This window comes from Bradyrhizobium quebecense (genome assembly GCF_013373795.3).
Taxonomy (GTDB): Bacteria; Pseudomonadota; Alphaproteobacteria; order Rhizobiales; family Xanthobacteraceae; genus Bradyrhizobium; species Bradyrhizobium quebecense.
Genome location: NZ_CP088022.1, coordinates 194,005 through 219,596, shown reverse-complemented (window position 1 = coordinate 219,596; position 25,592 = coordinate 194,005). Strand labels below are relative to the sequence as shown.

Genomic DNA, 25,592 nt, shown 5'->3' with positions numbered 1-25,592 from the left:
TCGGCCGTGTCGCTAGACCCAGCCGCCGTCGACGATATGGCTCTGGTTGGTGCAGGCGCCGCTGTCATCGGCGGCGAAAAAGAGGACGACGCGGGCGATGTCGTCAGGCACGAGCTTGCGCTTGAGGCATTGGCGCTGCATCAGCTCGGCCACACCTTCGGGCGTCAACCACAGATCCTGCTGCCGCCGGGTCATGATCCATCCCGGCAGGATGGAGTTGACCCGCACGTTGTGCGGCCCGAGATCGCGGGCCAGCGCCCGGGTGAGGCCCTGAACGGCTGATTTGGCCGTGGTGTAGCAGGGCATGTTGCCCTGACCGATCACCCAACTCACCGAGCCGATGTTGACGATCGAACCGCCCCCCGCCTGTTTCATGTCGGGTGCGACCGCCTGGGCGCTGAAGAACTGATGCTTCAGGTTGACGGCGATCCGCTCGTCCCAGAATTCCGGCGTCACGTCCTCGATCGCGTGACGGTCGTCGCGCGCCGCATTGTTGACCAGGATGGTGATCGGCCCGAGCGCCTCACGGATGCCGGTAACCGCGCGCCGCAGTGCGGCGATGTCGCGCAGGTCGGCGTGTTCGAAGTGCACGCGGGCATGCGCCCCCAAATCGGACAGCAGCTGCTCCGAGGACGTCACATCGATATCGATGAATCCGACCCGCGCGCCCTGGCTGATAAACTGGCGGACGATGGCCTCGCCGATGCCGGAACCGCCACCGGTTACCAGGACGGTCCGGTCCTTGAGGCTTGGATAGATGGCACCCTGCATTGGCATTCTCTCGCTTTGGCGCCTGAAGCGCGTCGGTTGCGTTGCTGCGGCTCCGGCCAAGAGCCACGGCTCCCGAGGTTCACTCGGTCGTCTCCATGTGGTTTCGGTCCACGACCCGCAGCGTCCGCCGCACCATGCCGTCGACAATCGTCGCCGACTCGCTTGGACGCACATGGATCGCGGTAGACTTGAGCAGCCACGGCAACACTGCCCGTTCGAGCCGCTCCTCATAGGCACTGCGCATCATGTCGAATGCCTGCAGGCCCGGACCCGCGAGGATGATGTGATGTGGGCGCAGCACCGATATCGTCGTGGCGACCGCATCGGCAAGCGCGTGGCCTGCCTGCCGGAATAACTGCTCGAGACGGGGATCGCCGGCGCGCGCCCGCGCGCGCAGCAGAGCCATCTGCGCCTCGGACGGCTGCTGCGATACAGCCGGCGGCAGGTCGAGAAAGGTACGCGCGTCGCGGTAGAGCGCATAGTCGGCGAGATGGGCCTCGATGCAGCCGCGCTGACCGCAGCGGCATTGCGGACCGTTCGGCGCCAGCTTGACATGGCCGATCTCACTGCCTGCGCCGGCACCGTCGCGCGCTTCACCGTCGACAACGACGCCCATGCCGACGCCGTGGCCCACCATGATCGTGGCCGTGAGGCCCTGCGCCAGCGCCGGCTCGGCGGCTGCGAGGGCCAGCGCAACCGCAACCGCGTCGTTCGCCATCACGACTTCGACGCCGAATGCCTGGCGGACCGGCGTCGCCAGATCGACGCCGGTGATCGACAGCGCCGGGCTCCACAGATGCCGGCCGGTGTCGGAGTCAACGATGCCCTGCAACGCAATCCCGATTCCCAACAGCCGATGTCTCGGCGTGGCCGTCGCATCAATCATGGCGTCGATCTGCGCGATCACGAGATCGCACAACGCGGCTGCATCGAGCGCGCGTGTCGTCAGCTCAAGTCGCGACTGCGCCAGGGCGGAGCCGCTGAAATCGGCGATCAATGTCTCGATCAGATTCATGCGCAGCGAGACCGCAATGATGCGGCCAAACTCGGGGTTCAGGGTCAGCAGGACCGCCGGCCGGCCGCGGCGGCGGCCGTTCAGGCCATCCGTATCCTCTTCGTCGGTATCGTCGGGCCACAACGTCGCCGTCTCAGTCACTGCTTCGCACAGCAGGTCTTCCGCCATCAGTTTCGACGTGATGGCCGATATGGCCGGGAAGCTCAGCCCCGTGCTGCGTGCCAGCTCGACGCGCGGCAATGGCCCCTGACGCCGCAAGACTTCGACGAGCCGGCCGCGGTTCGATCCGCGGGCCAAACTCGAAGCGCGTCTCAGCGGTTCGGGCTGTTCATCCATATCGGCTTTTTTAATTCTCTTGATGAAGTTATTCAACGCGAGCAGCCCGTATAATGGTCAGAAGGCGCCGAGAGTGGCAACAATACATCAGCATAACACTATTCTTGCTTGAAGATACGGGCAGCAACACCCTTGACTGGACATTTTGTCGCGCTAATTTATTAGTTACGTGAATAAAATAAGGCGTGAAAAGCGCCGAGCGTGAAAGCCCCTCACCGGGGGTGTCGACAGGGAGGTGCATATGAATGACTCAATGAGAAGATTGATCGTGCCGCTGTTGGCGGGCGCGGCCGCGCTCGCGATGGCCATAGGGATAGCACAGGCACAGCAGAAAAAGACCATCGCGCTGGTGACCAATGTCGCGGCCGACTTCTGGACCATCGCGGGCCGCGGGCTCGAGAAGGCGCAGAAAGAGCACCCGGAATACAATATCGAGCTGATCGTCACCAACGAAGGCACCGCGGCTGGTCAGCGGCGCGAGTTGGACGACCTCTTGGTGCGCGGCGTCGCCGGCATCTCGATCTCGGTCGACGATGCGCCGCATGCAACCGAAGAACTCAACAAGGTCGCGGCCAAGACCGTGCTGATCACGACGGACAGCGACGCGCCGCAGAGCAACCGTCTCGCCTATATCGGCACCGACAACGTCGCGGCCGGGCGGCAGGCCGGCGAGGAGATCAAGAAGGCGCTACCGAACGGCGGCAAGATTGCGCTGTTCGTCGGAACGATGGACGCCGACAATGCCCGCGAGCGCGTACAGGGCATCAAGGAATCGATCGCCGGCACCAAGGTCGAACTGGTCGACGTGTTCACCGACCAGGTGGACTTTGCCAAGGCCAAGGCGAACATGGAGAACGTGCTCGTCAAATATCCCGACATCGCGCTGCTCTCCGGCCTGTGGAGCTACGAGACCCCGCTGATCTATGATGCGGTGAAGGCCGCAGGCAAGGCCGGCAAGGTGAAGATCGTCGGCTTCGACGAGGACCAGCGGACGCTGCGGGGCATTTCCGACGGCACGATCGAATCCACGGTCGTGCAGCAGCCCTACGAGTTCGGCTATCTCTCCGCCACCAACATCATCAAGACGCTGAACGGCGACAAGTCCTGGATTCCGAAGGACAGCAAGCTGATCGTGCCGACCAAGGTGATCAGCAAGACCAACGTCGCCGAGTTCGCCGGGCAACTGAAGGAACTGCTGAAGAAGTAACCTCAGTCGGCTTCGCCGCCCGGCCGCCACAGGCCGCCGGGCGGGATGCAGGAGGACAAGCCGAATGCCGGAGACGCTGCTCGAACTCAGCGGTATCAGCAAGACCTATCCCGGCGTCAGGGCGCTCGACGACGTCAATCTGCGCGTCTGCCGCGGCGAGGTGCTGGGCCTGATCGGCGAGAACGGCGCTGGCAAATCGACGCTGATGCGCGTGCTGGCCGGCGTGATCGCGCCGAGTGCGGGCGTGATCCGCATCGGCGGCAATGACCACGCAAGGATGACGGTGAACGAGGCGACACTGGCCGGCATCGCTTTTGTGCACCAGGAGCTGAACCTGTTCGAGAATCTCGACGTCGCGGCCAATGTCTTCATCGGACGCGAGAAGCTCGTCGGCGGCCCGCTGAAGCTGGTGGACAATGCGGAGATGCGCGCCCGCGTGACGCCGCTGCTGGAACGGCTGGGCGCCGATTTCACGCCGAGTACGCTGGTCGACAATCTGTCGATCGCGGAGCGCCAGATGGTGGAGATCGCCAAGGCGCTTTCGATCGACGCTCGCGTGATCATCATGGACGAGCCGACCTCCAGCCTGACAATTACGGAGACGGAACGGCTGCTGGGCGTGATTGCCGACCTGAAGGCGCACGGCATCTCGGTGATCTACATCTCGCACCGGCTCGGCGAGATCATGAGCTGTGCCGATCGCGTCGTGGTGCTGCGCGACGGGCGCACGGTGGGGGAACTGGCGCGGGACGAGCTGAGCTATTCCGCGATGATCCGGCTGATGATCGGCCGCGACCTGAAGGCGCTGTATACGCCGCCGGCGCGCTCGCCGCAGCCGGGCGGCTGCGATATCGCCGGCGTCGTAACGACCGCCTTTCCCGACCGGCAGATTGACCTTTCCGTGCGGCGCGGCGAGATCCTCGGCCTCGCCGGACTCGTCGGCGCCGGCCGCACCTCCCTTGCCCGCGCGGTGTTCGGCGTTGACCCGCTGCTGGGGGGTGAGATCAGGATCGACAACGAACCGGTCGGTGTCGCCTCGCCGCGCGATGCGATCAGGCAAGGAATCTATCTGGTGCCGGAGGACCGCAAGAAGTCCGGGCTGGTGCTGGAATTGCCGATCCGGGAGAACGTGACGCTCGCGAGCCTGCTGGATCATGCGCGGATGTGGCTGGTCAACGGCGCGGCCGAACGCAAGATCGCGAAAGACCAGGCCAGGAGCCTGTCGATCAAGGCGCCGAGCATCGACATCGAAGCCGTAACGCTCTCCGGCGGCAACCAGCAGAAGGTGGTGCTGGGCAAGTGGCTTTCCATGCAGCCGCGCGTGATGTTCTTCGACGAGCCGACCCGCGGCATCGATGTCGGCGCCAAGAGCGAGATCTACGCGCTGATGCGCAGCCTCGCCGACCGGGGCGTTGCGATCGTGATGATCTCCTCCGACATGGAAGAGGTCATCGGCGTCTCCGACCGCGTCGCTGTGATGCATGAAGGCAGCGTCAGCGGCGTGCTCGAGCGCGACCAGTTCAGCGAATACAACGTGTTGAGGCTGGCAGTCGGCCAGGCGCTCGAAACCCTGGAGGCCGCTGCGCCATGATGAAGAAGGAACTCGGCCTGTTCTTGCTGCTGGCGGTGATCTCCGCCATCACCGGCGCGATCAATCCGGCCTTCCTGTCGTTCGTGAACTTGCTGAACATGGCCAATTTGATCGGCCTGTTCGGTGTGTTCGCACTGGGCGAAGGTCTCGTCATCATCACCGGAGGCATCGATCTTTCGCTCGGCTCGATGTTCGCGCTGCTCGGCGTCGTCTTCATCGACCTTCTGACGACGTATCAGGTGCCATGGCCGTTCGCGCTGTTGCTGGTCCTGATGGGCGGGCTGGCGCTGGGCGGCATCCAGGGTTTCCTGATCACCCGGCTGAAAATGCAGCCCTTCATCGTGACGCTGTGCGGGTTGCTGATCTATCGCGGCGCCGCGCGCTATTATACCAGCGATTCGACACGCGGCTTCGGCTATGGTGACGAGGCCAGCACGCTGGGCAACGTCGCCTCCGGCAATGTCGCGGGCATTCCGAACACCTTCATCTTCCTGATCGTCCTGGCGCTGATCCTCGGCGTGCTGCTGCATCGTTCGGTCTACGGACGCTGGCTTTATGCCGTGGGCAAGAACGAGGAAGCGGCGCGCTTCTCCGGTATCAACACAAATATCGTGATCGCGACCGCCTATGTCATCAGCGGCGGCCTCGCCGGCGTTTCGACCGTGATGTTCGTCTTCTACACCAACTCGGTCTCTCCGAGTTCCTTCGGCAATTTCTACGAACTCTATGCGATTGCCGCTGCGGTCCTCGGCGGCTGCAGCCTGCGCGGCGGCGAGGGCTCGATTCTCGGTATCGTGCTGGGCACAGCGCTGCTCCAGGTGCTGCAGAACCTCGTGAACATCCTCGGCATTCCGAACTCCCTGAACTTCGCGGTGATGGGGACCGTGATTTTGATCGGCGTTCTGGCGGATCAGCAATTGCAGGCCCGCCGGCGGCGCAAGGCGGCGCTGGCCGGCCTCGCCCGCACGGCGCCTCGAGCAAAGGAAACCACAATTTTGCAAAGCGCATCTGCGCACGGCGCGACGGCGTTGCCGACGAGCGCGGGAGATCAGGCGTGACTCGACTGCGAAGAATCTCGACCGGGAATATAGCCACGGCGTCTCGAGTAGAGGACAACGGGAGGAGTTCGATGCGCAAGACTGATCAAGCATCCGAGGCTCACGTCCACGTTGGCGCCGCAGGTCGAGCCTGGCCGGGCCGCTGGCAGACCCTCACCACCGTCCTCAAGGGCTTTGGCGCGCGTGGATTTTCTATCTCAAGTTGACGGATCGCTACACTGAAAGGAGCGCGTTCCAGGCTGAAGGGCTTTGGGCGGGAACGCGACACAAAAATGGACAAAGCCGGGGACGCTGGGAGTGCAGAAAATGTCACTTTGGTCTGTAAACACCGCGCGGGCATGCGGCGTGGGGATCGCTTTGTTATCTTTGTTCAGCGGCGGCGCGCATGCGGCCGATCTCTTAACGAAAGCTCCGCCCATTCCTTACGCTGAGACCGATGATTTCTGGACGAGACCGTATCTGTTCGGCGATCTCGGCAGAACGCAGCTGAAGGAGCGGGGTATCTCGCTGGCCCTAACGCTGGGCGACGAAGCCGTCGGCAATCTGTCGGGCGGCAACAAGAATGTCGGCGCCAACGCCGGACAGCTGTTCTTTCAGGCCAAGTTCGATATGGCGAAGCTTGCCGGCATCCAGGGCGGCCTGGTCGGCCTTACGCTGGTCGACCGCTTCGGCCACAATCTGAACGACGACGCAGGCATTCCGGCCTTGCAGCTGACCAACGAAGTGTTCGGCCGCGGCAATATCCTGCGCCTCACCGAACTCTACTACTCGCAGAAGCTTTTCGATGACCGCCTTGAACTCAAGGGCGGCCGTCTTCCGGTCGGCTCCGACTTCTTCTTCGGCCTGTGCGAGTTCATCAACCTGACCTTCTGCGGCGGTCAGCCCGGCAATATCCAGGGTGGCTACATCTACAACTGGCCAGTGAGCCAATGGGCCGGTGTCGCACACTACAACTTCACCAAGGAATGGCAGCTTTCGGTCGGCGTCTACGACGCCAATCCAAACTATCTGACGACGTCGGACTCCGCGACCTACTTCCTGCCAGGCGTCCCCGGTTCGAGCCGAGCCTCCGGCGTGCTGGTGCCGGTCGAGGTGGTCTGGGCGCCGAGCGGTCCCCTGAACGGGACCTGGAGATTCGGCGGCTGGTATGACAGCGCGTCGACGATTGACGGCGGCCTCCCCGGTATCATCGCGATCGCCCCGGGCATCGGCGGCGTCTCGGACCAGAATCTGGGCGATCAACGCGGCCGCTATGGCGTCTATGAATCGATCCTGCAGCGACTGACCGTTGAGGGTGCAAAGGCACAGGGTTGGTACATGTTCCTCAATACGACCGTCGCCGATCACCGGACGTCGTATCAGGACTACCAGGTCGCCCTGGGCTTCAGGCACACCGGAACGTTCTCCTGGCGCCCGGAAGACGAAGTCGGCTTCGCGGTGGGTACGACCCACGTGAATTCCGCTGCGCTCACCCTGAATGCGGGCGGAAACGAAGTTCCGATCGAAGCCTGGTACGGGTGGCAGGCGACTGGCTGGATGAACCTCAAGTTCGACGCCCAGTACGTGATCAATCCCGGCGGGCGCGGCTATAATGCCGCCGGCATCAAGACCGAGAATGCCTGGGTCCTTGGTCTGCGCACGCTGGTGCACTTCTGAGCCGGAGGGGGTTTGCCAGCATGCCCGAGCGAGGCCAGCCATGGTAACCCCTCACGACGCCGGGCTGGCCGTCCTGGAGCTGAAAGGCATCGGCAAGGAGTTCGGCGCCATTCGCGCGTTGCATGGCGTCGACCTGCGCGTTTCTCCCGGCGAGGTGGTCGGCCTGATGGGAGACAACGGCGCCGGCAAGTCGACGCTCGTCAAGATCATCGCCGGCAACTTCCCGCCAAGTCACGGCGAGATCCGCTTTGACGGCAACCCGGTTCATTTCGCCCGGCCGATCGATGCCCGCACGGTCGGAATCGAAGTGGTCTATCAGGACCTCGCGCTCGCCGACAATCTCACGGCAGCGGCCAATGTCTTCCTCGGCCGTGAGCTCAAGCGCAAGCTTGGTCCGTTCGCGTTTCTCGACCACAAGGCGATGGCAGCCCGTGCGCTGGAGCTGTTCGGCGAGCTGCGTTCGGAGACCCGACCGCACGATCTCGTTAAGCAGATGTCGGGCGGCCAGCGTCAGGCGGTCGCGATCGCACGGACTCGGCTGTCCAATGCCAAGCTCGTGATGATGGACGAACCGACGGCCGCGATCTCGGTCCGCCAGGTCGAGCAGGTGCTGAGCCTGATCCATCGCCTGAAGGAACAGGGCGTCGCGGTAATGCTGATCTCGCACCGCATGCCCGACGTGTTCGCGGTCTGTGACCGCGTCGTGGTGATGCGCCGCGGCGAAAAACGTGCCGACAAGGCGATCGGCGACACCAGCCCCGAGGAAGTCACCTCCCTCATCACGGGAGCGAGAGAGGCTGCGTAATGACCACGCCCCTGGAATCTCCCATCACCTTCACCAATGTCGGCAAGACCAAATGGTGGCAGAGCGGCTTGTTTGCCTCGCAAACCGGGTACGTCCTGCTCGCGCTGGTGGCGCTGTTCGTGGTGATGAACTTCGCCAGCCCCTACTTCCTCACCGAAGGCAATATGCAGAATGTGGCGAAGAACTTTTCCTTCATCGCCATCGCCACGCTCGGCGTGACCTTCGTCATCATCACGGGCGGCATCGATCTCTCGGTGGGCTCGGTGATGTGCTTTTCCGCGATGATCACCTCAATGGTCATGACCCAAATCTCGACGCCGGGCATGCCCGGCGCGGAGTGGTTCGTGCATCTGGCCGACGACGGCAAAACCGTGATCGCAAATATGCCCGGCTTGATCCTGCTCGTCTCAATCCTGGCAGGACTCGGCGTCGCGCTGATCGTCGGTCTCGTCAATGGCTTCTGCATCGCAGTGCTCGGGCTGTCGCCTTTCGTCACCACGCTCGGCATGCTGTCGATCGTGCGCGGCCTCGGTTACGTCGTCTCCAACGGCCGCGGCAGCTTTCCCAGCGGCCCCGAAGCCGATTATCTCTACGCGCTGACATCCGGCGTCGTATTCGGCATGCCGGCGCCGTTCATCTATCTCGTGGTTCTTGCGGTGGCGATGGCGATCGTGCTCCACCACACCGGTTTCGGCCGCCACGTCTTTGCCGTCGGCGGCAACGAGAAGGCGGCCGCGCTGACCGGCATTCCGGTCGTACGGGTGAAGATCGAGATCTATGTGATCTGCGCGCTCGCCGCGGGTCTGCAGGGCATCATCATCTCGGGCTGGCTGGGATCGGCGCCGGCAAACATGGCGACGTCCTACGAGCTCAACGTGATTGCAGCCGCCGTCATCGGCGGCGCCAATCTCGCCGGCGGCGCCGGCGGCCCGCTCGGGGCGATCGTCGGCTGCGTGCTGCTCGAGGTGATCCGCAACGGCCTCGTGCTCGCGCAGATCAACTCCTACTGGCAGCAGACCTTGGTGGGCGTGATCATCATCGCAGCGGTGCTGGTCGATCGTCTTCGCTCGCGCATGGCCTGAAGAGTTCGTCCCGGAGGATCATAATGTCCGCCTATCCGCCTTCGGGAGCCGCTGATTTCAAGAGATAGGCACAAAAAATGTGGAGGGAAACAATGAAGAAGGCACTTCTTGCCGCTGCGGTCCTCGCCATGATGGCGACGCCCGGCTTTGCCCAGAGCTACAAATTCGTGATCGTGCCCAAGGCGATGAACAATCCGTTCTTCGATTTCGCGCGCGACGGTTGCCAGAAGCGCGCCAAGGAACTCGGTAACATCGAATGCATCTACAAGGGTCCCGTCGAGCACGAGCCGGCGACGCAAGCGCAGATCATCCAGGATTTCATCACCCAGAAGGTGGACGGCCTGGCCATCTCGGTGGCCGATGTCGCGGCCATGACCAAGTCGATCGAGGCGGCAAATGCGGCCGGCATTCCCGTCATCACGTTTGACGCGGATGCGCCGGGCTCGAAGCGGATTGGCTATATCGGCACCGACAACAAGGAGTTCGGCGTCGCGCTCGGCAAGCAGTTGCTGAAGCTCCGGCCCGATGGCGGCAAGTACGCGATGGTCTCCGGCGGGCCGGGTGCGAAGAATCTGGCCGAACGCGTCGATGGCGTCCGGGAAGCGCTCAAAGGCTCGAAGTGGACCGAAGTGGGGGGATCGCCGACGTTCTGCAACGACGACCCCGCGCTGGGTGTTCAGCAGATGACCGATCTGCGCACCGCTGTTCCCGATCTCGCGGCGATCATCCCGGTCGGCGGCTGGCCGATGTTCGCCCCGGAAGGCTTCAAGGCGTTCGCCAGCAAGAGCAAGAAGGACCTCGACGCCGGCAAGTTCACGCTCGTCGTGGCCGATACCCTCAAGATGCAGCTTGAACTTCTGAACGAGGGCTATGTCAACGCACTGATCGGCCAGCGTCCGTTCGAGATGGGCGAGAAAGCGATGGATACGCTGCTTGCCATCAAGAAGGGCCAGAAGGTGCCGGAGATCATCCACACCGGTCTCGACGTCGTGACAAAGGACAACGTCGCGGCGATGCTGAAGTAGCAGCGTGCGCAGCCCGGAGGCGGCGTCGCCTCTTCGTGGAAAATTGCGGCTCGGCGCACAGTCAGCGAGGGCATCAATGTAGGACCGATGTCCAACGCCTTTGATCGAACGCCGGGCCTGTGGACCGACGCGCAGACCGAGGGCTGGAAAGCGGTCGTCGAGCGGATCCACAAGCAAGGGGGCCGGATTATCGCGCAGCTCTGGCATGCCGGCCGCGCGAGCGCGCGCGGTCTGTTGTCCAACAGACAACCACTGTCACCGTCAGGCGTAAATGACGATCTGGATCGGCTGCAGGTATGGGCACTGCTTGCCAACGGCGCCTATGTGCGCGTCGCGGCCACGTCGTCGCGTGCGATGACCACCGCGGAGATTGAGGCCGTCGTGGGCGAATTTCGACGGGCGGCGGCCAACGCCGTTCGCGCCGGGTTTGACGGTGTGGAGATTCACGGCGCCAACGGCTATCTGGTTCACCAGTTTCTCTCACCGACGATCAATCTGCGAACCGATGACTATGGCGGAAGCATCGAAGCGCGCTCCAGACTGCTCGTCGAAATTGTTGCGGCGATTTCCGACGTCGTGCCGCGATCACGGATAGGACTGCGGCTGTCGCCCTTCGCCGATTACAACAGCACGCGGGACCCGAAGCCGGAAGATACCTATGGTCGGCTCGCGCCCTGGCTACAGACCGCGGGGCTCGCCTGTCTGCACCTTGCGGACACCAACGCGTGGACCGGAGCGCCGAATTACGAACGAATGCTGGCGATCTTCCGCGAGCACTATCGCGGACCGCTCATCGTCAATGCCGGCATCACCCCCGAGCGTGCCGCCGACATCGTCAATTCCGGCGAGGCTGACGCGGTCGCGTTCGGCCGCCTCTTTCTCGCCAATCCTGACCTCCCGGCGCGGATACGAGCCGGCGGTCCCTACAACTCGCCACAGCCGATCGGGATCTATGGCGGGTCGGATAAAGGGTATCTCGACTATCCGAGCCTAGCGTCCATTGACGAGGAAATCGCTCGAGGAGAATAGCGCTTCCAGGTGGCGGCAGGAGGAAATTGGGTAAGTCCGGGCGCTAACACCGAGCGCAAGAAATCGCAGAAAATCGTAGATTAGCGTGCAAAATCGTACGATTGGTAGCGGGGGAACGCTACCGCTTTTCCACACACCAACCCTACCTGCGATATCTTCTCCAATCTTGCGCACGAAGGAGGCCGTTGGTGCTTGAGGATCCTGATCTCAGTCATGGTCAATGTCCGGCTTTTACCGGCGAATGATCAACGCCGGTAGGCGATACGAGTGTTGTGAGCCAGAAGATCTCCTCGCGCGCAATTTTGGTGAAGCCGTTGGCTGCCCAAAGTTGACTGAACCGGGTAATGCAGACCAAGGAAGCATCGTTTCTCAGAGGTCGACTGCAACCTCGCCGAGATCCGCCAAGCGCGCACGGGCGCTGGTGCGTTCTTTTGCGAAGACCATGCCGGTGCACGAGCCGGTTGTGACGATGTGGCCCGGTGAAAGAGGCACGCCTCGGTCCGCACAATGGCGAATGAGCCAGCGCAGCAGACGCCAGATATCGCCTGCCGGATTGCCTCCCGTCGTTTGCCGGCTGATCTCGTCCCCCACGGAGAGATGCGCCTCGACGCCCCTCAAATCGACGGAGGGAAGGCTAACTGTCGAGGCTGGTCCGAGCAGTAACGCGCCGTGGCTCTGCAAATCCGCAAGCTGAGCCAAGGCAGCGCTATTCCTCCAATTCTCAAGACGCGTGTCGACCACTTCGATGGCGGGATACGCGGCGTCGAGCGCTGACCTAAGTGTGAATACGACGCTGTCGCGAACTAGGCCCCTCGCACCCGCGCGAGAGTCTCCGACGGCATCTCGCCGTATGCGCGGCCGTAACATCTCGCGAAATCGCTCAGATGCCAGAAGCCGTTGGCCCGCGCCGCCGCGGTCACGGTAAGGAGCGGGCCGCCTTTGACGAGGAGCTTGCGGACCGACCACATGCGTTTCGACCGCAAATGTTGATGCAGGCTAACGCCACAGACGTGCTGCACGGCGGTCTGGAGCGTACGAACGGAAACGCCGAGCGTCTGCGCGAGACTAGCGCTGTAGAGGTCGGCCTCTCCGACCGTGGCCACCAGTTCATCCAGGTGCTCGACCAGCTTCCGATGCCGGTCGAACGAGCCGGGCAGTGCCCGCTTGACGCTGTCCTCGACCAGAGCGTTGTCGAGCCCGGCTATAAGCGTTTCCTGCAGCTGCCCGCTCAACAGTTCGAACTCCCTGAGCTCCCTACAGCTGGACGCCAGGCAAAACATGTCCAGAATCGCCGATCGTATCGCCAGCATCTTCGCCGGTGTCAGCCAGAACAGCTCGATTCCGCTCTCGAAGTCGGCCCATCCGCGATTGCGCATGTCGGAGCCGAAGCGCAGCATGAGGTAGGTATTTGCATGTCGTTCGACGACATCGACGGGTGCTCGGCCGCGGATGACTCCGATCGTAGAATCGCCGACCGCGTTTCCGTTCATCGTCGCGTGAAAGGCCAGGGGGATGACGACCCCAACCCCGCGATTTGCGCCGAGATCTCCCTCCATCCGCCTGGCGAATGATCGCTGCAGCACGAGAAGGCAGTCGGGGAGCGCCAGAATGCTCCGCGAGACCGAGATGGGCGAGGAATCCAGCGGCGTGCTCCTCATTCCGCCGATAACATCGTTGGGACGGAATTCGTCGAAACTGTTGAAACGCTCGACACGCAGCACCGGCGACGGATCGAGCCAGCGGACGGGCATCGTGACCTCCTACGAAAGCGGATGATCCAGCAGGGCCTCGCCCGCGCGCGCAATTCCCTTCATCAGTTCGACCGCTGACCGGAAGCTGTCTTCGCCGAATCGTTCGGCCAGCCTCGTCTGTACTTCCCTCCAGCGTGGTAGCGCGCGGGACAAGGTCTTCCTGCCTTTCGCGGAGATAGAGATGTCGCGCACGCGACGGTCCGCTCCGGGCGCGATCCTCACCAGACCGCGACGTTCAAGAATCGTGATGTTGCGTGCAAGCGCGCTTGGGTCCATCGACATCCTCCCCGCAAGTGCTCCCATGGTCACAGTCTCTTGCCGCGCACAGGCAACGAGCAGCATAAATTGCGTTGGCTCCACCCCGATCGGCGCGAAGGCCTCGGCGTAAAGCCGGGTGATCACGCGGCTTGCCTTCCGAACATTGAATGCAGCGCAGCAACTACCCACCACGGCTAGTTCCTCGGGCATTGGCGACACAACCTGCTTCATTGAGCACCTACGTTATATGCATATACTGGTAATTTATCGGCATATGCCGTTTTCGGAAGGTTAATCACGAAATTCCCGCAATTTGCCGGATTCCGATAATCGTATTGATCAAGCAATTAAGACGGTGCACTCAATATCCCCCGAAAGGACATCGACACCGAGCACACGCCAAGGGAGAACCACCATGCCGGACATCGCGAACCTCGATCGACGTAAGCGTCACCGCCCCGCGCCGTCGCTGGCATGCCGAGCAGCGCCGATCGATCCGTTTGAGCTTTGGAGTGTTCACCGGCATAAAGCGCGCGAGGCGCTACAAGAGGCGGTTTTCGCTCTTCAGATCACTCATGCGCGAACATCCATCGTGATCGGAAAGATCGAAAATCTGGAGAACCGTAAACAATTACAGGCCCAATCCACGCGGATCGGTACGCTGATCGACCTCGCCTGGTGCAGACTCGGCGATATCTGAGCGCTGGCCGCCCGGTTCGGCTCGGAGAGCGTCGCACTCCCGCTGCTCATCCGATTGCTACCGCGATGCTGACGATCATTGGACACCTAAAAAGAAAACTCGACATTCCGATGAGCATCGGAGGCGACGGCGATCACCGATCATTGAGCGGCCCGATCTGCCCTCGGGAACGCCGATGACGCAGCCTGGCAGGATACATCCTGCCGGGCTGCGATGCACGCTGCGTCGCTTACGCATCGTTTGAGTGCGTCGAGCGGAGAGGTCTTCGCTTGCACTTCTGCTCGACGCTCCAAAGAAGCTAACTAGCTCGCGCGCCTCGTCGGACTACCCTGGCAAGAACATCAAAATGGCTGCCAGCCCCATCACGAATGTCGCAATCCAGCCGAGGACGATGATCGACCGGCCCGAGGTGTGCGGACCCATGACCGAAGGTTTGGAGGCGAGCAAGATGATCACGACCATCAGGGGCACGGCGACGACCCCGTTGATGACGGCACTCCAGAACAGCGCCTTCATCGGACTGATCGGAGAATATTGGATGAGCAACCCGGCGATGACGCTGACCGCGATCACGCCGTAGAATCCGCGCGCGTCTCGTGCCTTTCTCTCGAGACCTTCCTTCCAGCCCATGGCTTCGGCGAGCGCATACGCCGCCGAGCCCGCGAGGACCGGCACGCCGATCAGGCCGACGCCGATGATGCCAATGGCAAAGAGGATGAAGGCGAAATCTCCGGCGAGCGGCCGCAGCGCGCTGGCCGCCTGCGCCGCGGTCTCGATGTTGGTGATTCCCGCCACATGCAGCGTAACGGCGGTCGCCAGGATGATGAAATAGGCGGTGATGTCGGAATAGAACATTCCGCTCCAGGTGTCCCATTGGATCCGTTGCAACTCTTTCGGTGCGCTGGCGGGATCCTGCATCAGCGAAGTGCCGCCGTTCGCAAGCATGTCCTCCACCTCCTCGGAAGCCTGCCAGAAGAAAAGGTAGGGACTGATGGTGGTCCCGAAGACGCCGACGACGACGGCGGCCGTGTCCGAGTTCAGCTGCAATTGCGGCCATACGCTTCGTAACGCCACTTCGCCCCAGGGGACGTGGACCGTGAACAGCACCGCGGCGTAGGCCAGCAACGAGAGCGTCAGCCACTTCAGGAAGAAGACGTAGCGGTGATACGGCACCAATATCTGAAGCAGCAGCGTCGCAACGACAAAGACGACAGCCATCGCGTGCCGGTCGACGCCGGTGACGAACTCGCCGACTTCACCCATGGCCGCGACATCGGCTCCGATATTGAGGATGTTTGCGATCAACAGGAGCAGCACGACGCCCTTGAGTACAATGGGCGGAAACGCCGTCTTGATGTTGGCGGCCAGGCCTAAGCCGGTAACCCGCCCGATCCTTCCGCACATGGACTGAATCGCCGCCATTAGCGGAAATGCCAACGGCATCGTCCAGAGCATGTTCAGCCCAAACTGGGCGCCAGCCTGGGAGTAGGTGGCGATGCCGCTCGGATCGTCATCGGCCACGCCGGTGATAAGGCCTGGACCAAGGCGCGATAGCGGATGGTCCTTCAGGCGCGCCCAGACAGTATTGGATCTTCTGGGCAAATCCGCGTCGCATCGAGGCGCATCGGCCAAGCACCCGGCAACCTGCGCCTCGATCGGTTCAACCATAGTAGTTCCTGTGTTCCGGTCATTTCCAGAATACGCCGCGTTTCCGGTAATCGACTTATATCGTCTCTGTGCCGTCGCGCACATTGCGCGCCGATCGGGCAAGCTCGTCATATCCGGCAGCAATCTTCATGAAAGGATCGCGGATGGCTTGATCACGATATCGGCAGGCCTGTCGCCTCGTCCGCTCCGCGCGTGACTGCCAATAGTCTACGTCGTCCAGGCGCTTCCGTTGTCGCCCGACCACAGCGGTCTCGTGCGCGAGCTGCTTCGGCAAATGAGACGGCTCTTTGACACGTCCAGAACTCTCGATCATGAAAACTCCCGTCTTCCAACCCTCTTCAACATGGGCCGCATTCCCGGTGACCGGGTTGAGCTGTATCAAGCAACGTCGACCTCCTTGCTGCCAACCTACTCTCGGTTGAGCCACATCAATGCATCGGCGATCGAGGGTGCGATGATTGATTGTTCTAGTCAGAGGCTTCGCGGCATGCGTCGAACATTCCCCTCACTGTTCCGCTGGCTCACCCTTTTCGGGTGGCGGGACATCGCGACCGCCCCGGTCGACTGCGCGGTCGAGATTGCCGTGATCGACGTCGAACAGCACAGGCTAGGCTTCCCCTGTCTCAAGCATGGCGGCGGATGGTTCGATGCCGCGACCCTGCAGCCCATTGCGATGGCGCCGACCCACTGGCGCTACTGGCAGCCCGACGTCCCGCCGATGAGTTGTTGCTGACCATGCCACGCCTTGCCGCCATCAATCGGCTGGTCGCGGTGCTGCTGCTGCTGCGGTCACGTGCTTCTCCGTCGCAGCGGCGTCCCGACTGGACGCTGATCCTGGCGCTCGCCAGCACGGCGCTGACTGTCGCCTCGGCAGTCTCGCTGGTCTATTTTCACTATTTGGACGGGCCCTGATCGTTCGCGGGTTCGTCGTCGGCAATGGCGCGCCACGCCGCGCCATCGAGATCGTCATACTGGCCGCTCTTCAGTGACCATAGAAAGCCCAGCAGGCCGACGAAGCCGAGCGCAAGGGCGAGCGGAACCAGATAGACCAGGACTTCCATCAGACCGTCCCCCGCCCCCGCGCCCTCATCGCGTTGAGCATGACCAGCACCGACGAGCCGGACATCGCCGCGGCTGCGATGAGCGGCGTCACCAAGCCTGCGATCGCGATCGGAACCGCAATAACGTTGTAGACCACGGCAAGCCAGAGATTCTGCCGCATCAAGCGCAGCGCCTTGCGCGAGACCACGATCGCTGTCCGCACCGGCGCGAGGCGCTCGCCGAGAAAGACCGCATCCGCGACCGCCTGGCTCACGTGGGTCGCACTAACCGGCGACATCGAGGCATGCGCCGCAGCTAGCGCCGGGGCATCGTTGAGGCCGTCACCGACCATCAGCACCTTGCAGCCCTGACGCGCCAGTTCCTCGATCCGGGCGATCTTGTCGACCGGAGAAACCCCGGCGCGCCATTCATGGATGCCGAGCGTCTCGGCCGCGAGTCGAACGGCGGGTTCGCGGTCCCCGGAAACGATCTCGACCGCCAGGCCGAGCCGTTCCAGACCCGAGACAACGTCAGCCGCGTCGGCCCGCAGCTTCTGGCGAACGGCGAAGACGTGCCTGGTATCGCCATGGCTGAATGCGACGACGGAGGCCTCAGGGTCGCGATGCAGAAGCTCGTTGGCGAGGCTGTCGGCACCGCAGAACGACGGCCGGCCAAGCCGGATCGGGTGACCCTGATGGTAGCCGTGGACGCCCTGCCCCGGATCTTCCTCGATACCGGGCAGCGGCGCGGCGGCGCCGGCCGCGCGCGCCACGGCGGCCGCGACCGGGTGACGGCTCGACAGGGCCAGCCGGCCGGCAAGCTCGATGACGTCGTCGGGAATGCTTGCGAAATTGGTGACATCGAGCTCGGGCAGCGTCAGCGTGCCGGTCTTGTCAAAGATCACCCGGTCCACCTCGGCGATGCGTTCGATCGCATCGCCGGCGTTGAGCAGCACGCCCGAGCCAAACAGCGTACCGGATGCAACGGTCTGCACGGCCGGAATGGCGAGCCCCAGCGCGCAGGGACAGGTGATGATCAGGACCGCAATCGCCGTCACGATCGAATCATGGAAGGTGGCGCCATAGGCAAGCCAGCCCAGCAGCGTCAGAAACGCCGTTGCGTGCACGACCGGCGCATAGAGCCGCGACGCCCGCTCGGCGAGACGCAGATAGCGCGAGCGCGCCTGCAGCGCGTGATCGAGCAGCCGGGATATCTCATCCAGCAACGTGCCACCCGAGGCCGCCGACGCGCGGACGCGCAATGTGCCGGAACGGATCAGCGTCCCCGCGAACACGGCGCTGCCAGGCGCCGCCATCGCCGGCAAGGTTTCGCCCGTAATCAGGCTCTGATCGACCTCCGAGCGGCCCTCGATCACATTGCCGTCGACCGCGCAGCGCTCGCCGGGCCGCAGCAGCACGATGTCGCCGGGGCGGATCGCAGCTGCCGGGACCGTTCTGATCTCGGTTGCGCTAATGAACTTCGTCGCGGTCTCCGCCTTCAGCGCCGCGAGGTTACCGGCAAAGGCTCGAGTACGCCGTCGCATGTTCTGATCGAGGTAGCGACCGGCGAGCAGGAAAGCGATCAGCATGATCGCGGCATCGAAATAGGCATGTTCGGCGTGATTTATCGTCTCGATCACCGAGGTTGCCAGCGCGAGCACGATACCGATACTGATCGGAACGTCCATGTTGACGCCGCGCGCTCGCAGGGCCGACAGCGCCGACGAAAAGAAAGGCTGCGCCGAATAGGCTGCAGCCGGCAGCACGATCAATGCCGACAGCCAGTGGAAGAAGTCGCGTTGCTCGGGCAGCATGTCGGAGACGTTGCCGGACCATACGGGGATCGACAGCATCATGACGTTCATCGCCGCAAAGGCGGCGACGCCAAGCCGGCGCAACAGGCCTTGTGCCCGCTGCGCTTCCAGCGTTTCGGCATCGTCGCGTTCGAACGGATAGGCCTTGAAGCCGAGCTCCGCGAGCCGGCTTACGAACAGCGCCGGATCAAGGGTACCCGCCTTCCACTCCAGCGCTAGGCGGCTGTCGGTCAGGTTCACGCGGGCCGAGGTGACGTCCGGTATGGCCGACAAATTGCGCTCGATCTTGGCCATGCAGCCCGCGCAATTGATGCCCTCGACTGCGAGATCGAGATGGATGAGCCCGGTGCCCGCGTTCTTCAGATAATGAGAGAAATCGATATCCGCCTGCATGAGATGCGCCCTCAGTTCAGGAGGATTCGGTTCTTCGACAGGAACATGCGGCGGCCATCCGCGTCGCCCTCGATCACGAGGTCCCACTGCCCCGCGGCGACGCCCTCGGCGCGGCCGCGATAGCTGCCGGGGCCGGTCTCACTGATCTCGATCGCCCGATCGGCGCGACGATCGATTGGTCGTTCGAGCCGAGCGAGGAAATTCAATGCCGTAAGAGGCGCGCCGGCGTGATCGCGTGCCTCAAGTGCAATTGCGGCACTTCCATCAGGCCGCCGATCGATATGCGCCTGGACCTGCCAGTCGCGCTCGTTCTGCTGCCTGGCTGCGTCGATCTCGCGCTGATAGGCGAGGCTGGCACTGTAGGCACTGTCGACTTCAGTGCCCGGAAGAGTCGTGATGGCGAGGCGCATCATGACTATGTTCACGCTGATGACGACGGCGAAGAACGCGATCGTCGTGATCAGGACGAAACGTCCGGTGATGGGTCGCGCGACTGAACTTGAGGCTGCCATGGCAGGATTCCATCGTTATGGAAGGACGAAGTGGTCGGTCGCAGAGGCGACCTCTCCGAGACCGATGTCGGTGACGCGAAACGTGACCGGCACCGACTTTTCCGCTTTTTCATCTAGCGGTGCCGTCACCAGCACGCGAAGTTCGGTGGTGGTATCACGGCCGAGGACGATCATCGGACGGTCTGGCGTCACCGAATCCGCACCGATGACGTGCAACTTCGCGTCGGCCGGTCCATCGACGTCGATCGCGATCACACGATCGAAGCCGCGCTTGTTGAGGAAGCGCAGCGTGTATCCATTGCGGATCGCGCCGTCGCTGAGACGCACCGCGATCGGGTTGCGGTCGTGCAGCACGTTGACGTCGAGCAGGGTTCGCGACATCAGCGCGTAAAGCATCACCGCGCAGACCACGGTGATCAGGCCGGCGTAGACGACTGTGCGAGCGCGAACGGGCTTGAAGATTTCTTCCTTGCCGGCAATGCGTCGCTGAACGTTGATATCGTTGTCATAACCGATCAGACCGGTCTTGCGGCTGACCTTGGTCATGACGGCGTCACAGGCATCGATGCACAGGCCGCACTGGATGCAGCCGAGTTGCGCGCCATCGCGGATGTCGATCCCGGTCGGGCACACGGCAACGCACTGGTTGCAATCGATGCAATCGCCGGCCTTCTCGCCGAGCGCTCGGATGTCGAACGCCTTCTTCACCGAGCAACGCGGCTCGCCGCGATCGTATTTATAGGTGACGTTGAGCGCCCATTCGTCGGTCAGTGCGGCCTGGATCCGCGGCCACGGGCACATATAGACGCAGACCTGCTCGCGCATGTAACCGGCCAGCAGGTAGGTTGACGCGGTCAGGATCGCGATCCAGAGATAGGCGATCGTCGGTGCCTGAAAGGCCGCCAGATCGCGCACCAGGGTCGGCGCATCGGCGAAGTAGAGCACCCAGGCGCCACCGGTCCACCACGCGATCGTCAGCCAGATCGCGTGCTTCAGCACTCGGCGACCGGCGCGCTTTACGGTCATTGGCCCGGCATCGGCCTTCATCTGTGCGCGACGGTCGCCTTCGACCAGGCGCTCGACCGCATAGAACAGATCGGTCCAGACCGTCTGCGGGCAGAGATAACCGCACCAGATTCGGCCGCCCAGCGCGTTCATCAGGAACAAGGCGAACGCCGCCAGCACCAGAAGGCCCGTGAAGTAGTAGACCTCCTGCGGCCACAGCTCGATGAAGAAGAAATAGAAGCGGCGGTTGGGAAAATCGATCAGGACCGCCTGATCGGGCGCGCCGAGGCCCCGATGCCAGCGCACGAAGGGCAACAGATAGTAAACCCCGAGGCAAACGGCCATCAGCCGCCATTTGATCGAACGGAATCGGCCGGAGACGCTCTGGGGAAAAACCTTCTTGCGAGGCGCATAAAGCGGCCCGTCTTCGTCGGTTATGAGTTTATCAGGGGGCACGGGCTTGTTCATGGATTGCTCGAATGAGGCTCTTGTTGAAACCTACATCGCTGCACCAGGTCCGGGTTTGACCTCGGTCAATGAACCCGGACGCCCTCGCGGTGGCGGCTACTTGCCGCCCCCCAACGAGTGCACATAGACCGTCAGTGCCTTGACGGTGACCGGGTCCAGCCGGCTGACCCAGGCCGGCATGACGCCGGCGCGGCCATTGGTGATGGTCTCGACCAGCGTCTCCTCGTCGGAGCCGTAGAGCCAGATCTGGTCGGTCAGGTTCGGCGCGCCGAGCTCCGGGTTGCCCTTGCCGCTGTCACCATGGCAGCTGGTGCAGTTCTCGGTGAATATCTTCTTTCCGGCAGCGGGGTCGAACTTCGGCATGGTGGAAAGACCGGAAAGCGAACGCACGTAGTTGGCGACGGTCACGATCTCGTCCTTCTTGAGGACACCGTCGCGGCCGAACGCCAGCATCTGCCCTTCATGGGTCTTTGCGTGTCCGGAACGTGCGCCGAACTGGATAGTCTGCATGATCTGGTCAAGCGAGCCGCCCCACAGCCAGTCGTCGTCGTTCAGATTCGGATAACCCTTCGCGCCGGCGCCGCCGCTGCCGTGGCACGGCGCACAATTGTCGGCGAACACGGTCTTGCCGCGGGCACGAGCCAGCGCCAGCAGGGCCGGATCCTTCTCGATGTCGGCCAGCGACGCGTTGCCGAGCACCGCCATCTTCTCGCCGCGCAGCTTCTCGAGATCGGCAAGGTCGGTCGCGACACTGGCACGGGTGGAATACTGGAACAGACCGGTGGTGTAGCCCGAGACCAGTGGCCAGGCCGGATAGACGACCCAGTAACCGATCGCCCAGATGATCGTTGCATAGAATGTCAGGACCCACCACCGTGGCAGCGGCGTGTTCAGTTCCTTGATGCCGTCCCACTCATGACCGGTCGTGCTGCGGCCGGAAACGCGGTCGATCTCATTGTGCTCGCTCATGATCGGTCAGTCCTCCCGCAGCGGCATCCGGGCTGCAGCATCGAAGAGAGATTTGTTACGGGGCCAAAGCGCGTAGACGACGATGGCGATGAAGATCCCGACAAAGACGGGGGTCCAAAGTGTACCGACCAGGCTCGACGCAAAATTCTCGACTTGAATGATCGCTTTCATGCTCGTGGCCTCACCGCAGATTGGCTTTTTCGTTGTAGAGCTTGAAGTCGACGAGCGTGCCGAGCATCTGCAAATAGGCGATCAGTGCGTCGAGCTCGGTCGGATTGCCGGCCTTGCCGTCGAAGTTGCGGACCACCGCCTTCGGATAGCGCTTCTGGAACGCGTCGGAGCCGGGGCTGTCGGGATCGACCTGCGCCTTGAGATCCGCGGCCGCGTTGGCGATCTGCTCGTCGGTATAGGGCACGCCGACCGCGCGATTCGTGCGTAGATGGGCCGCGGTGTCCGATGGGTCGAGTTCCGTCCTGGCGAGCGCCGGGTATCCGGGCATCACCGATTGCGGGACGATCGAGCGTGGATTGATCAGGTGCGTGACGTGCCAGTCGTCGGAGTACTTGCCGCCGACGCGCGCAAGGTCAGGTCCGGTGCGCTTGGAGCCCCACTGGAACGGATGGTCATACATGCTCTCGGCGGCCAGCGAGTAGTGGCCATAGCGCTCGACCTCGTCGCGCAGCGGGCGGATCATCTGCGAGTGGCAGAGGTAGCAGCCCTCGCGGACATAGATGTTGCGGCCTGCGAGCTCGAGCGGCGTATAGGGCCGCACGCCGTCGACCGCCTCGATCGTGCTCTTCAGGTAGAACAGCGGCGTGATCTCGACCAGTCCGCCGATCGCAATGACGACGAGGATGCCGACGATCAGGATGATCGAGTTCTTCTCAAAGATCTTGTGTCGATTCCAAAGGGACATTGCGTGACCTATTCGGCAGGCTGGAGAGCACCGGCGCCCTCGGTTTCGCTGGCTTGGCCGGCGTTGACCGTCATCCAGAGATTGAAGGCCATGATCAGGGCGCCGACCAGGAACAGCGCGCCGCCGGCCGCGCGAATGATGTAGAAGGGGTGCATGGCCTCGACGGATTCGATGAAGGAGTATTCGAGGAAGCCGAGCGAGGTGTAGGCACGCCACATCAGGCCCTGCAGGATTCCCGACACCCACATCGCGGAAATGTAGAGCACGATGCCGATCGTCGCGATCCAGAAGTGCCAGTTGACGAGCTTCAGGCTGTAGAGCTGGCGATTCCAGAGCCACGGGACAAGGCAATACAGTGCGCCGAACGAGACGAAGCCGACCCAGCCCAATGCACCGGAATGCACATGGCCGATGGTCCAGTCGGTATAGTGGCTCAGCGAATTGACCACCTTGATCGACATCATCGGGCCTTCGAAGGTCGACATGCCGTAGAAGGCGACCGACACCACCATCATGCGCAGCACCGGGTCAGTGCGCAGCTTGTCCCAGGCTCCCGACAGCGTCATCAGGCCGTTGATCATACCGCCCCAGGACGGCATCCAGAGCATGATCGAGAATGTCATGCCGAGCGTCTGCGCCCAGTCCGGCAGTGCCGTGTAGTGCAGGTGATGTGGGCCGGCCCAGATGTAGAGGAAGATCAGCGCCCAGAAATGGATGATCGAAAGCCGGTAGGAATAGATCGGACGCTCCGCCCGCTTCGGGATGAAGTAATACATGATCGCCAGGAAGCCGGCGGTCAGAAAGAAACCGACCGCATTGTGGCCGTACCACCACTGGAACATCGCATCCTGCACACCGCCCCAGGCGATGTAGGACTTCGAGCCGAGGAAAGAGACCGGCAGCGCGGGGTTATTGCCGAGATGGAGCACCGCGATCGTGATGATGAACGCCAGGTAGAACCAGTTGGCGACGAAGATATGCGGCTCCTTGCGCTTCACCAGCGTCATCAGGAACACGAGCAGATACGTCACCCAGACGATCGTCAGCCAAAGGTCGGCGTACCATTCCGGCTCGGCGTATTCCTTCGACTGGGTGACGCCGAGCAGGTAGCCCGTGCCGGCGATCAGGATGAAGAAGTTGTAGCCGACCACGACGAACCAGGGCGACAGGTCGCCTGCAAGGCGCGTGCGGCAGGTCTTTTGCACGACATAGAACGACGTAGCGATCAGGACGTTGCCGCCGAACGCGAAGATCACGGCCGACGTATGCAGCGGCCGCAGGCGACCGAATGTCGTCCAGGGCAGATCGAAGTTAAGCGCCGGCCAGGCCAGCTGCATGGCGATGATCAAACCCACCGTGAAACCCGCGATGCCCCAGAACATCGCCATGGCCGAAGCGAACTTGATTGGGCCGAGATTGTAATTGGGGCGCCCGCCGATCTCCGCCGGAGGCAATTCGGCCGGACGGTTAAGGTAGCGATTGCCGATCATGATCACGGAGATCAGGCTGGCGGCGCAAGCAAGCGACGCGTGAAAGCTGAACGCCGTATCGTGCCCCATCGCCGCGCCGAGAAAGCTAACGAATGCAAAAACTGCGAGTACCGACGCCAAGCCGGCTTCTCCCATCGTCATCGACTTTGAAACGGAAGATGGACCTGTCATGTGGGGCTTTCTTTGGGTGCGATGACGTCATGAAAATCACAGTCTCGCTGCCAGCCGTTTGATCGGCATCAATTTCGGCGCCATGCCGCGTGCCGCTGGCGCCGCGGCTCAGCGCGGTCAGGGTCAATTCGTTCGGGCAATATTTTGCCGGACTGGCCCGCCGCTCCCGCGCGAGATCCGCGGTGCAACGTGCCTTCTCACGGCATAGACCGCAGACTCGCTGTAGATCACGTAACACATCGCAATGGGACGAGGCGAGCATCTGTTCGGACAAACCTGCATGCTCGAGACGCTTGCTGAGCAACTCCGGCGAGCCTCGCTCGCGGGCAAGCGCACGAAGGTCAGACGTCGAGAGATTGAGCTCGTGCGCGATCTCGTCGACCTCCCGATCGGTCATCAGATCGAATTCGCGGCATCGAGACAGAAACGCACGCAAGCGACCGACAAGACCCTCGAACTGCGGCGAGCTATTGCCAGCTGATCGATCGGTCATTTCTCATACCCCCTTTTTGGCTCTCCACCTTTAGCTAAAGAACCTGATTTCCGATTTGATCTTGGTCAAACCCGATGCCGCGGCAGTCGATCGCGATCGCCGCCTAAAAATCGTCAGCCGCCCCAGGCTGATGGCAAAGCCGGCGGTGTCCGAAGCTCCATGGAATCGGCAAAGATCGTCCAGTCTCGGACACCCTTCTGTCTGCAGAAGTCGGCCTCGGCCAACTGTGCAGCCGTGGAAAGCGAGGCGGCGTCGACCTTGAACGCTGCCTGACAGGCGCGATGTTCATGGCCGGTGTCGTCGCAAACGGTCTTGATGAAACGAACGTCAAATGATGGCATGGTAGCCTCGCATGGGCTGGGTTGGTTG

General features: G+C 62.7%; 28 protein-coding genes. 11 read left to right on the top strand and 17 right to left on the bottom strand.

The window, feature by feature from the left end; all coding sequences use genetic code 11:
• Positions 1-12: 12 nt before the first annotated feature.
• Together HU230_RS01190 and HU230_RS01185 are read right to left on the bottom strand one after the other, a co-directional pair.
• A complete protein-coding gene (locus HU230_RS01190; RefSeq protein WP_176533329.1) occupies positions 13-771 on the bottom strand; it encodes an SDR family NAD(P)-dependent oxidoreductase in 759 nt (252 codons plus the stop codon).
• 79 nt (positions 772-850) lie between these two features.
• A complete protein-coding gene (locus HU230_RS01185) occupies positions 851-2,122 on the bottom strand; it encodes an ROK family protein (RefSeq protein ID WP_176533330.1) in 1,272 nt (423 codons plus the stop codon).
• A 241-nt stretch (positions 2,123-2,363) separates the two neighbouring features.
• Here HU230_RS01185 and HU230_RS01180 point away from each other — a divergent pair, with 241 nt between their 5' ends.
• The 8 genes from HU230_RS01180 (at position 2,364) to HU230_RS01145 (ending at position 11,575) form a co-directional block, all read left to right on the top strand.
• Positions 2,364-3,329: a sugar-binding protein gene (locus HU230_RS01180; RefSeq protein ID WP_176533331.1), complete on the top strand. Its 966-nt coding sequence runs from the start codon at positions 2,364-2,366 to the stop codon at positions 3,327-3,329.
• A 64-nt stretch (positions 3,330-3,393) separates the two neighbouring features.
• Positions 3,394-4,920: a sugar ABC transporter ATP-binding protein gene (locus HU230_RS01175; protein ID WP_176533332.1), complete on the top strand. Its 1,527-nt coding sequence runs from the start codon at positions 3,394-3,396 to the stop codon at positions 4,918-4,920.
• Positions 4,917-5,978: an ABC transporter permease gene (locus HU230_RS01170; protein ID WP_176533333.1), complete on the top strand. Its 1,062-nt coding sequence runs from the start codon at positions 4,917-4,919 to the stop codon at positions 5,976-5,978. The genes HU230_RS01175 and HU230_RS01170 overlap by 4 nt, the downstream gene beginning before the upstream one ends.
• A 306-nt stretch (positions 5,979-6,284) precedes the next feature.
• Positions 6,285-7,634, top strand: a complete 1,350-nt coding sequence (locus HU230_RS01165) for a carbohydrate porin (protein ID WP_176535192.1) — start codon at positions 6,285-6,287, stop codon at positions 7,632-7,634.
• A gap of 40 nt (positions 7,635-7,674) precedes the next feature.
• Positions 7,675-8,439, top strand: a complete 765-nt coding sequence (locus tag HU230_RS01160) for an ATP-binding cassette domain-containing protein (protein ID WP_176533334.1) — start codon at positions 7,675-7,677, stop codon at positions 8,437-8,439.
• Positions 8,439-9,521 (top strand): ABC transporter permease, encoded by a 1,083-nt coding sequence (locus tag HU230_RS01155; protein ID WP_176533335.1) that lies wholly within the window; start codon positions 8,439-8,441, stop codon positions 9,519-9,521. The genes HU230_RS01160 and HU230_RS01155 overlap by 1 nt, the downstream gene beginning before the upstream one ends.
• 92 nt (positions 9,522-9,613) lie before the next feature.
• Entirely contained in the window at positions 9,614-10,546 is a 933-nt protein-coding gene (locus tag HU230_RS01150) for a sugar-binding protein (RefSeq protein WP_176533336.1), read from the top strand.
• 87 nt (positions 10,547-10,633) lie between these two features.
• Positions 10,634-11,575 (top strand): oxidoreductase, encoded by a 942-nt coding sequence (locus HU230_RS01145; protein ID WP_210284296.1) that lies wholly within the window; start codon positions 10,634-10,636, stop codon positions 11,573-11,575.
• A gap of 369 nt (positions 11,576-11,944) precedes the next feature.
• On the opposite strand, the gene HU230_RS01140 is transcribed toward HU230_RS01145, so the two are convergent.
• From HU230_RS01140 to HU230_RS01130, 3 genes are all read right to left on the bottom strand, one after another.
• On the bottom strand, positions 11,945-12,274 hold the full coding sequence (locus HU230_RS01140; RefSeq protein ID WP_224942842.1) for a fumarylacetoacetate hydrolase family protein: 330 nt from the start codon (positions 12,272-12,274) through the stop codon (positions 11,945-11,947).
• Positions 12,275-12,378: 104 nt separating this feature from the next.
• Complete coding sequence (locus HU230_RS01135; RefSeq protein WP_176533337.1) at positions 12,379-13,326, bottom strand: AraC family transcriptional regulator; 948 nt, start codon at positions 13,324-13,326, stop codon at positions 12,379-12,381.
• Between the two features lie 9 nt (positions 13,327-13,335).
• Positions 13,336-13,815: a MarR family winged helix-turn-helix transcriptional regulator gene (locus HU230_RS01130; RefSeq protein WP_224942839.1), complete on the bottom strand. Its 480-nt coding sequence runs from the start codon at positions 13,813-13,815 to the stop codon at positions 13,336-13,338.
• A 184-nt stretch (positions 13,816-13,999) separates the two neighbouring features.
• On the opposite strand from HU230_RS01130, the gene HU230_RS01125 reads away from it, so the two are divergent.
• Positions 14,000-14,284 (top strand): hypothetical protein, encoded by a 285-nt coding sequence (locus tag HU230_RS01125; protein ID WP_176533338.1) that lies wholly within the window; start codon positions 14,000-14,002, stop codon positions 14,282-14,284.
• Between the two features lie 324 nt (positions 14,285-14,608).
• Here HU230_RS01125 and HU230_RS01120 read toward each other — a convergent pair whose 3' ends face one another.
• Complete coding sequence (locus HU230_RS01120; RefSeq protein ID WP_176533339.1) at positions 14,609-15,952, bottom strand: NRAMP family divalent metal transporter; 1,344 nt, start codon at positions 15,950-15,952, stop codon at positions 14,609-14,611.
• Between the two features lie 55 nt (positions 15,953-16,007).
• Positions 16,008-16,334, bottom strand: a complete 327-nt coding sequence (locus HU230_RS01115) for a hypothetical protein (protein ID WP_176528446.1) — start codon at positions 16,332-16,334, stop codon at positions 16,008-16,010.
• Between the two features lie 105 nt (positions 16,335-16,439).
• Between HU230_RS01115 and HU230_RS01110 the strand changes: the two genes are divergently transcribed.
• Positions 16,440-16,685 (top strand): hypothetical protein, encoded by a 246-nt coding sequence (locus HU230_RS01110; protein ID WP_176533340.1) that lies wholly within the window; start codon positions 16,440-16,442, stop codon positions 16,683-16,685.
• A 2-nt stretch (positions 16,686-16,687) separates the two neighbouring features.
• A complete protein-coding gene (locus HU230_RS01105; RefSeq protein WP_176533341.1) occupies positions 16,688-16,864 on the top strand; it encodes a hypothetical protein in 177 nt (58 codons plus the stop codon).
• On the opposite strand, the gene ccoS is transcribed toward HU230_RS01105, so the two are convergent.
• From ccoS to HU230_RS01055, 10 genes are all read right to left on the bottom strand, one after another.
• On the bottom strand, positions 16,846-17,013 hold the full coding sequence (gene ccoS / locus HU230_RS01100; RefSeq protein WP_176533342.1) for a cbb3-type cytochrome oxidase assembly protein CcoS: 168 nt from the start codon (positions 17,011-17,013) through the stop codon (positions 16,846-16,848). The two genes, HU230_RS01105 and ccoS, sit on opposite strands and share 19 nt — an antisense overlap.
• A complete protein-coding gene (locus HU230_RS01095) occupies positions 17,013-19,199 on the bottom strand; it encodes a heavy metal translocating P-type ATPase (RefSeq protein WP_176533343.1) in 2,187 nt (728 codons plus the stop codon). Before HU230_RS01095 ends, ccoS begins: the two co-directional genes overlap by 1 nt.
• 11 nt (positions 19,200-19,210) lie before the next feature.
• Positions 19,211-19,711, bottom strand: coding sequence for a FixH family protein (locus HU230_RS01090; protein ID WP_176533344.1), 501 nt, complete (start codon positions 19,709-19,711; stop codon positions 19,211-19,213).
• 15 nt (positions 19,712-19,726) lie between these two features.
• Positions 19,727-21,184, bottom strand: a complete 1,458-nt coding sequence (ccoG, locus tag HU230_RS01085) for a cytochrome c oxidase accessory protein CcoG (protein WP_176533345.1) — start codon at positions 21,182-21,184, stop codon at positions 19,727-19,729.
• Between the two features lie 96 nt (positions 21,185-21,280).
• Positions 21,281-22,153, bottom strand: coding sequence for a cytochrome-c oxidase, cbb3-type subunit III (gene ccoP, locus HU230_RS01080; protein ID WP_176533346.1), 873 nt, complete (start codon positions 22,151-22,153; stop codon positions 21,281-21,283).
• 6 nt (positions 22,154-22,159) lie between these two features.
• Positions 22,160-22,324, bottom strand: a complete 165-nt coding sequence (locus HU230_RS01075) for a cbb3-type cytochrome c oxidase subunit 3 (protein WP_050402627.1) — start codon at positions 22,322-22,324, stop codon at positions 22,160-22,162.
• Positions 22,325-22,334: 10 nt separating this feature from the next.
• Positions 22,335-23,069: a cytochrome-c oxidase, cbb3-type subunit II gene (gene ccoO, locus HU230_RS01070; protein WP_176533347.1), complete on the bottom strand. Its 735-nt coding sequence runs from the start codon at positions 23,067-23,069 to the stop codon at positions 22,335-22,337.
• Between the two features lie 8 nt (positions 23,070-23,077).
• Positions 23,078-24,700, bottom strand: coding sequence for a cytochrome-c oxidase, cbb3-type subunit I (ccoN, locus tag HU230_RS01065; RefSeq protein ID WP_420831885.1), 1,623 nt, complete (start codon positions 24,698-24,700; stop codon positions 23,078-23,080).
• Positions 24,645-25,223, bottom strand: coding sequence for a hypothetical protein (locus tag HU230_RS01060; RefSeq protein ID WP_224942824.1), 579 nt, complete (start codon positions 25,221-25,223; stop codon positions 24,645-24,647). Before HU230_RS01060 ends, ccoN begins: the two co-directional genes overlap by 56 nt.
• A gap of 113 nt (positions 25,224-25,336) precedes the next feature.
• A complete protein-coding gene (locus HU230_RS01055) occupies positions 25,337-25,564 on the bottom strand; it encodes a hypothetical protein (protein WP_106320070.1) in 228 nt (75 codons plus the stop codon).
• Positions 25,565-25,592 lie beyond the last annotated feature (28 nt).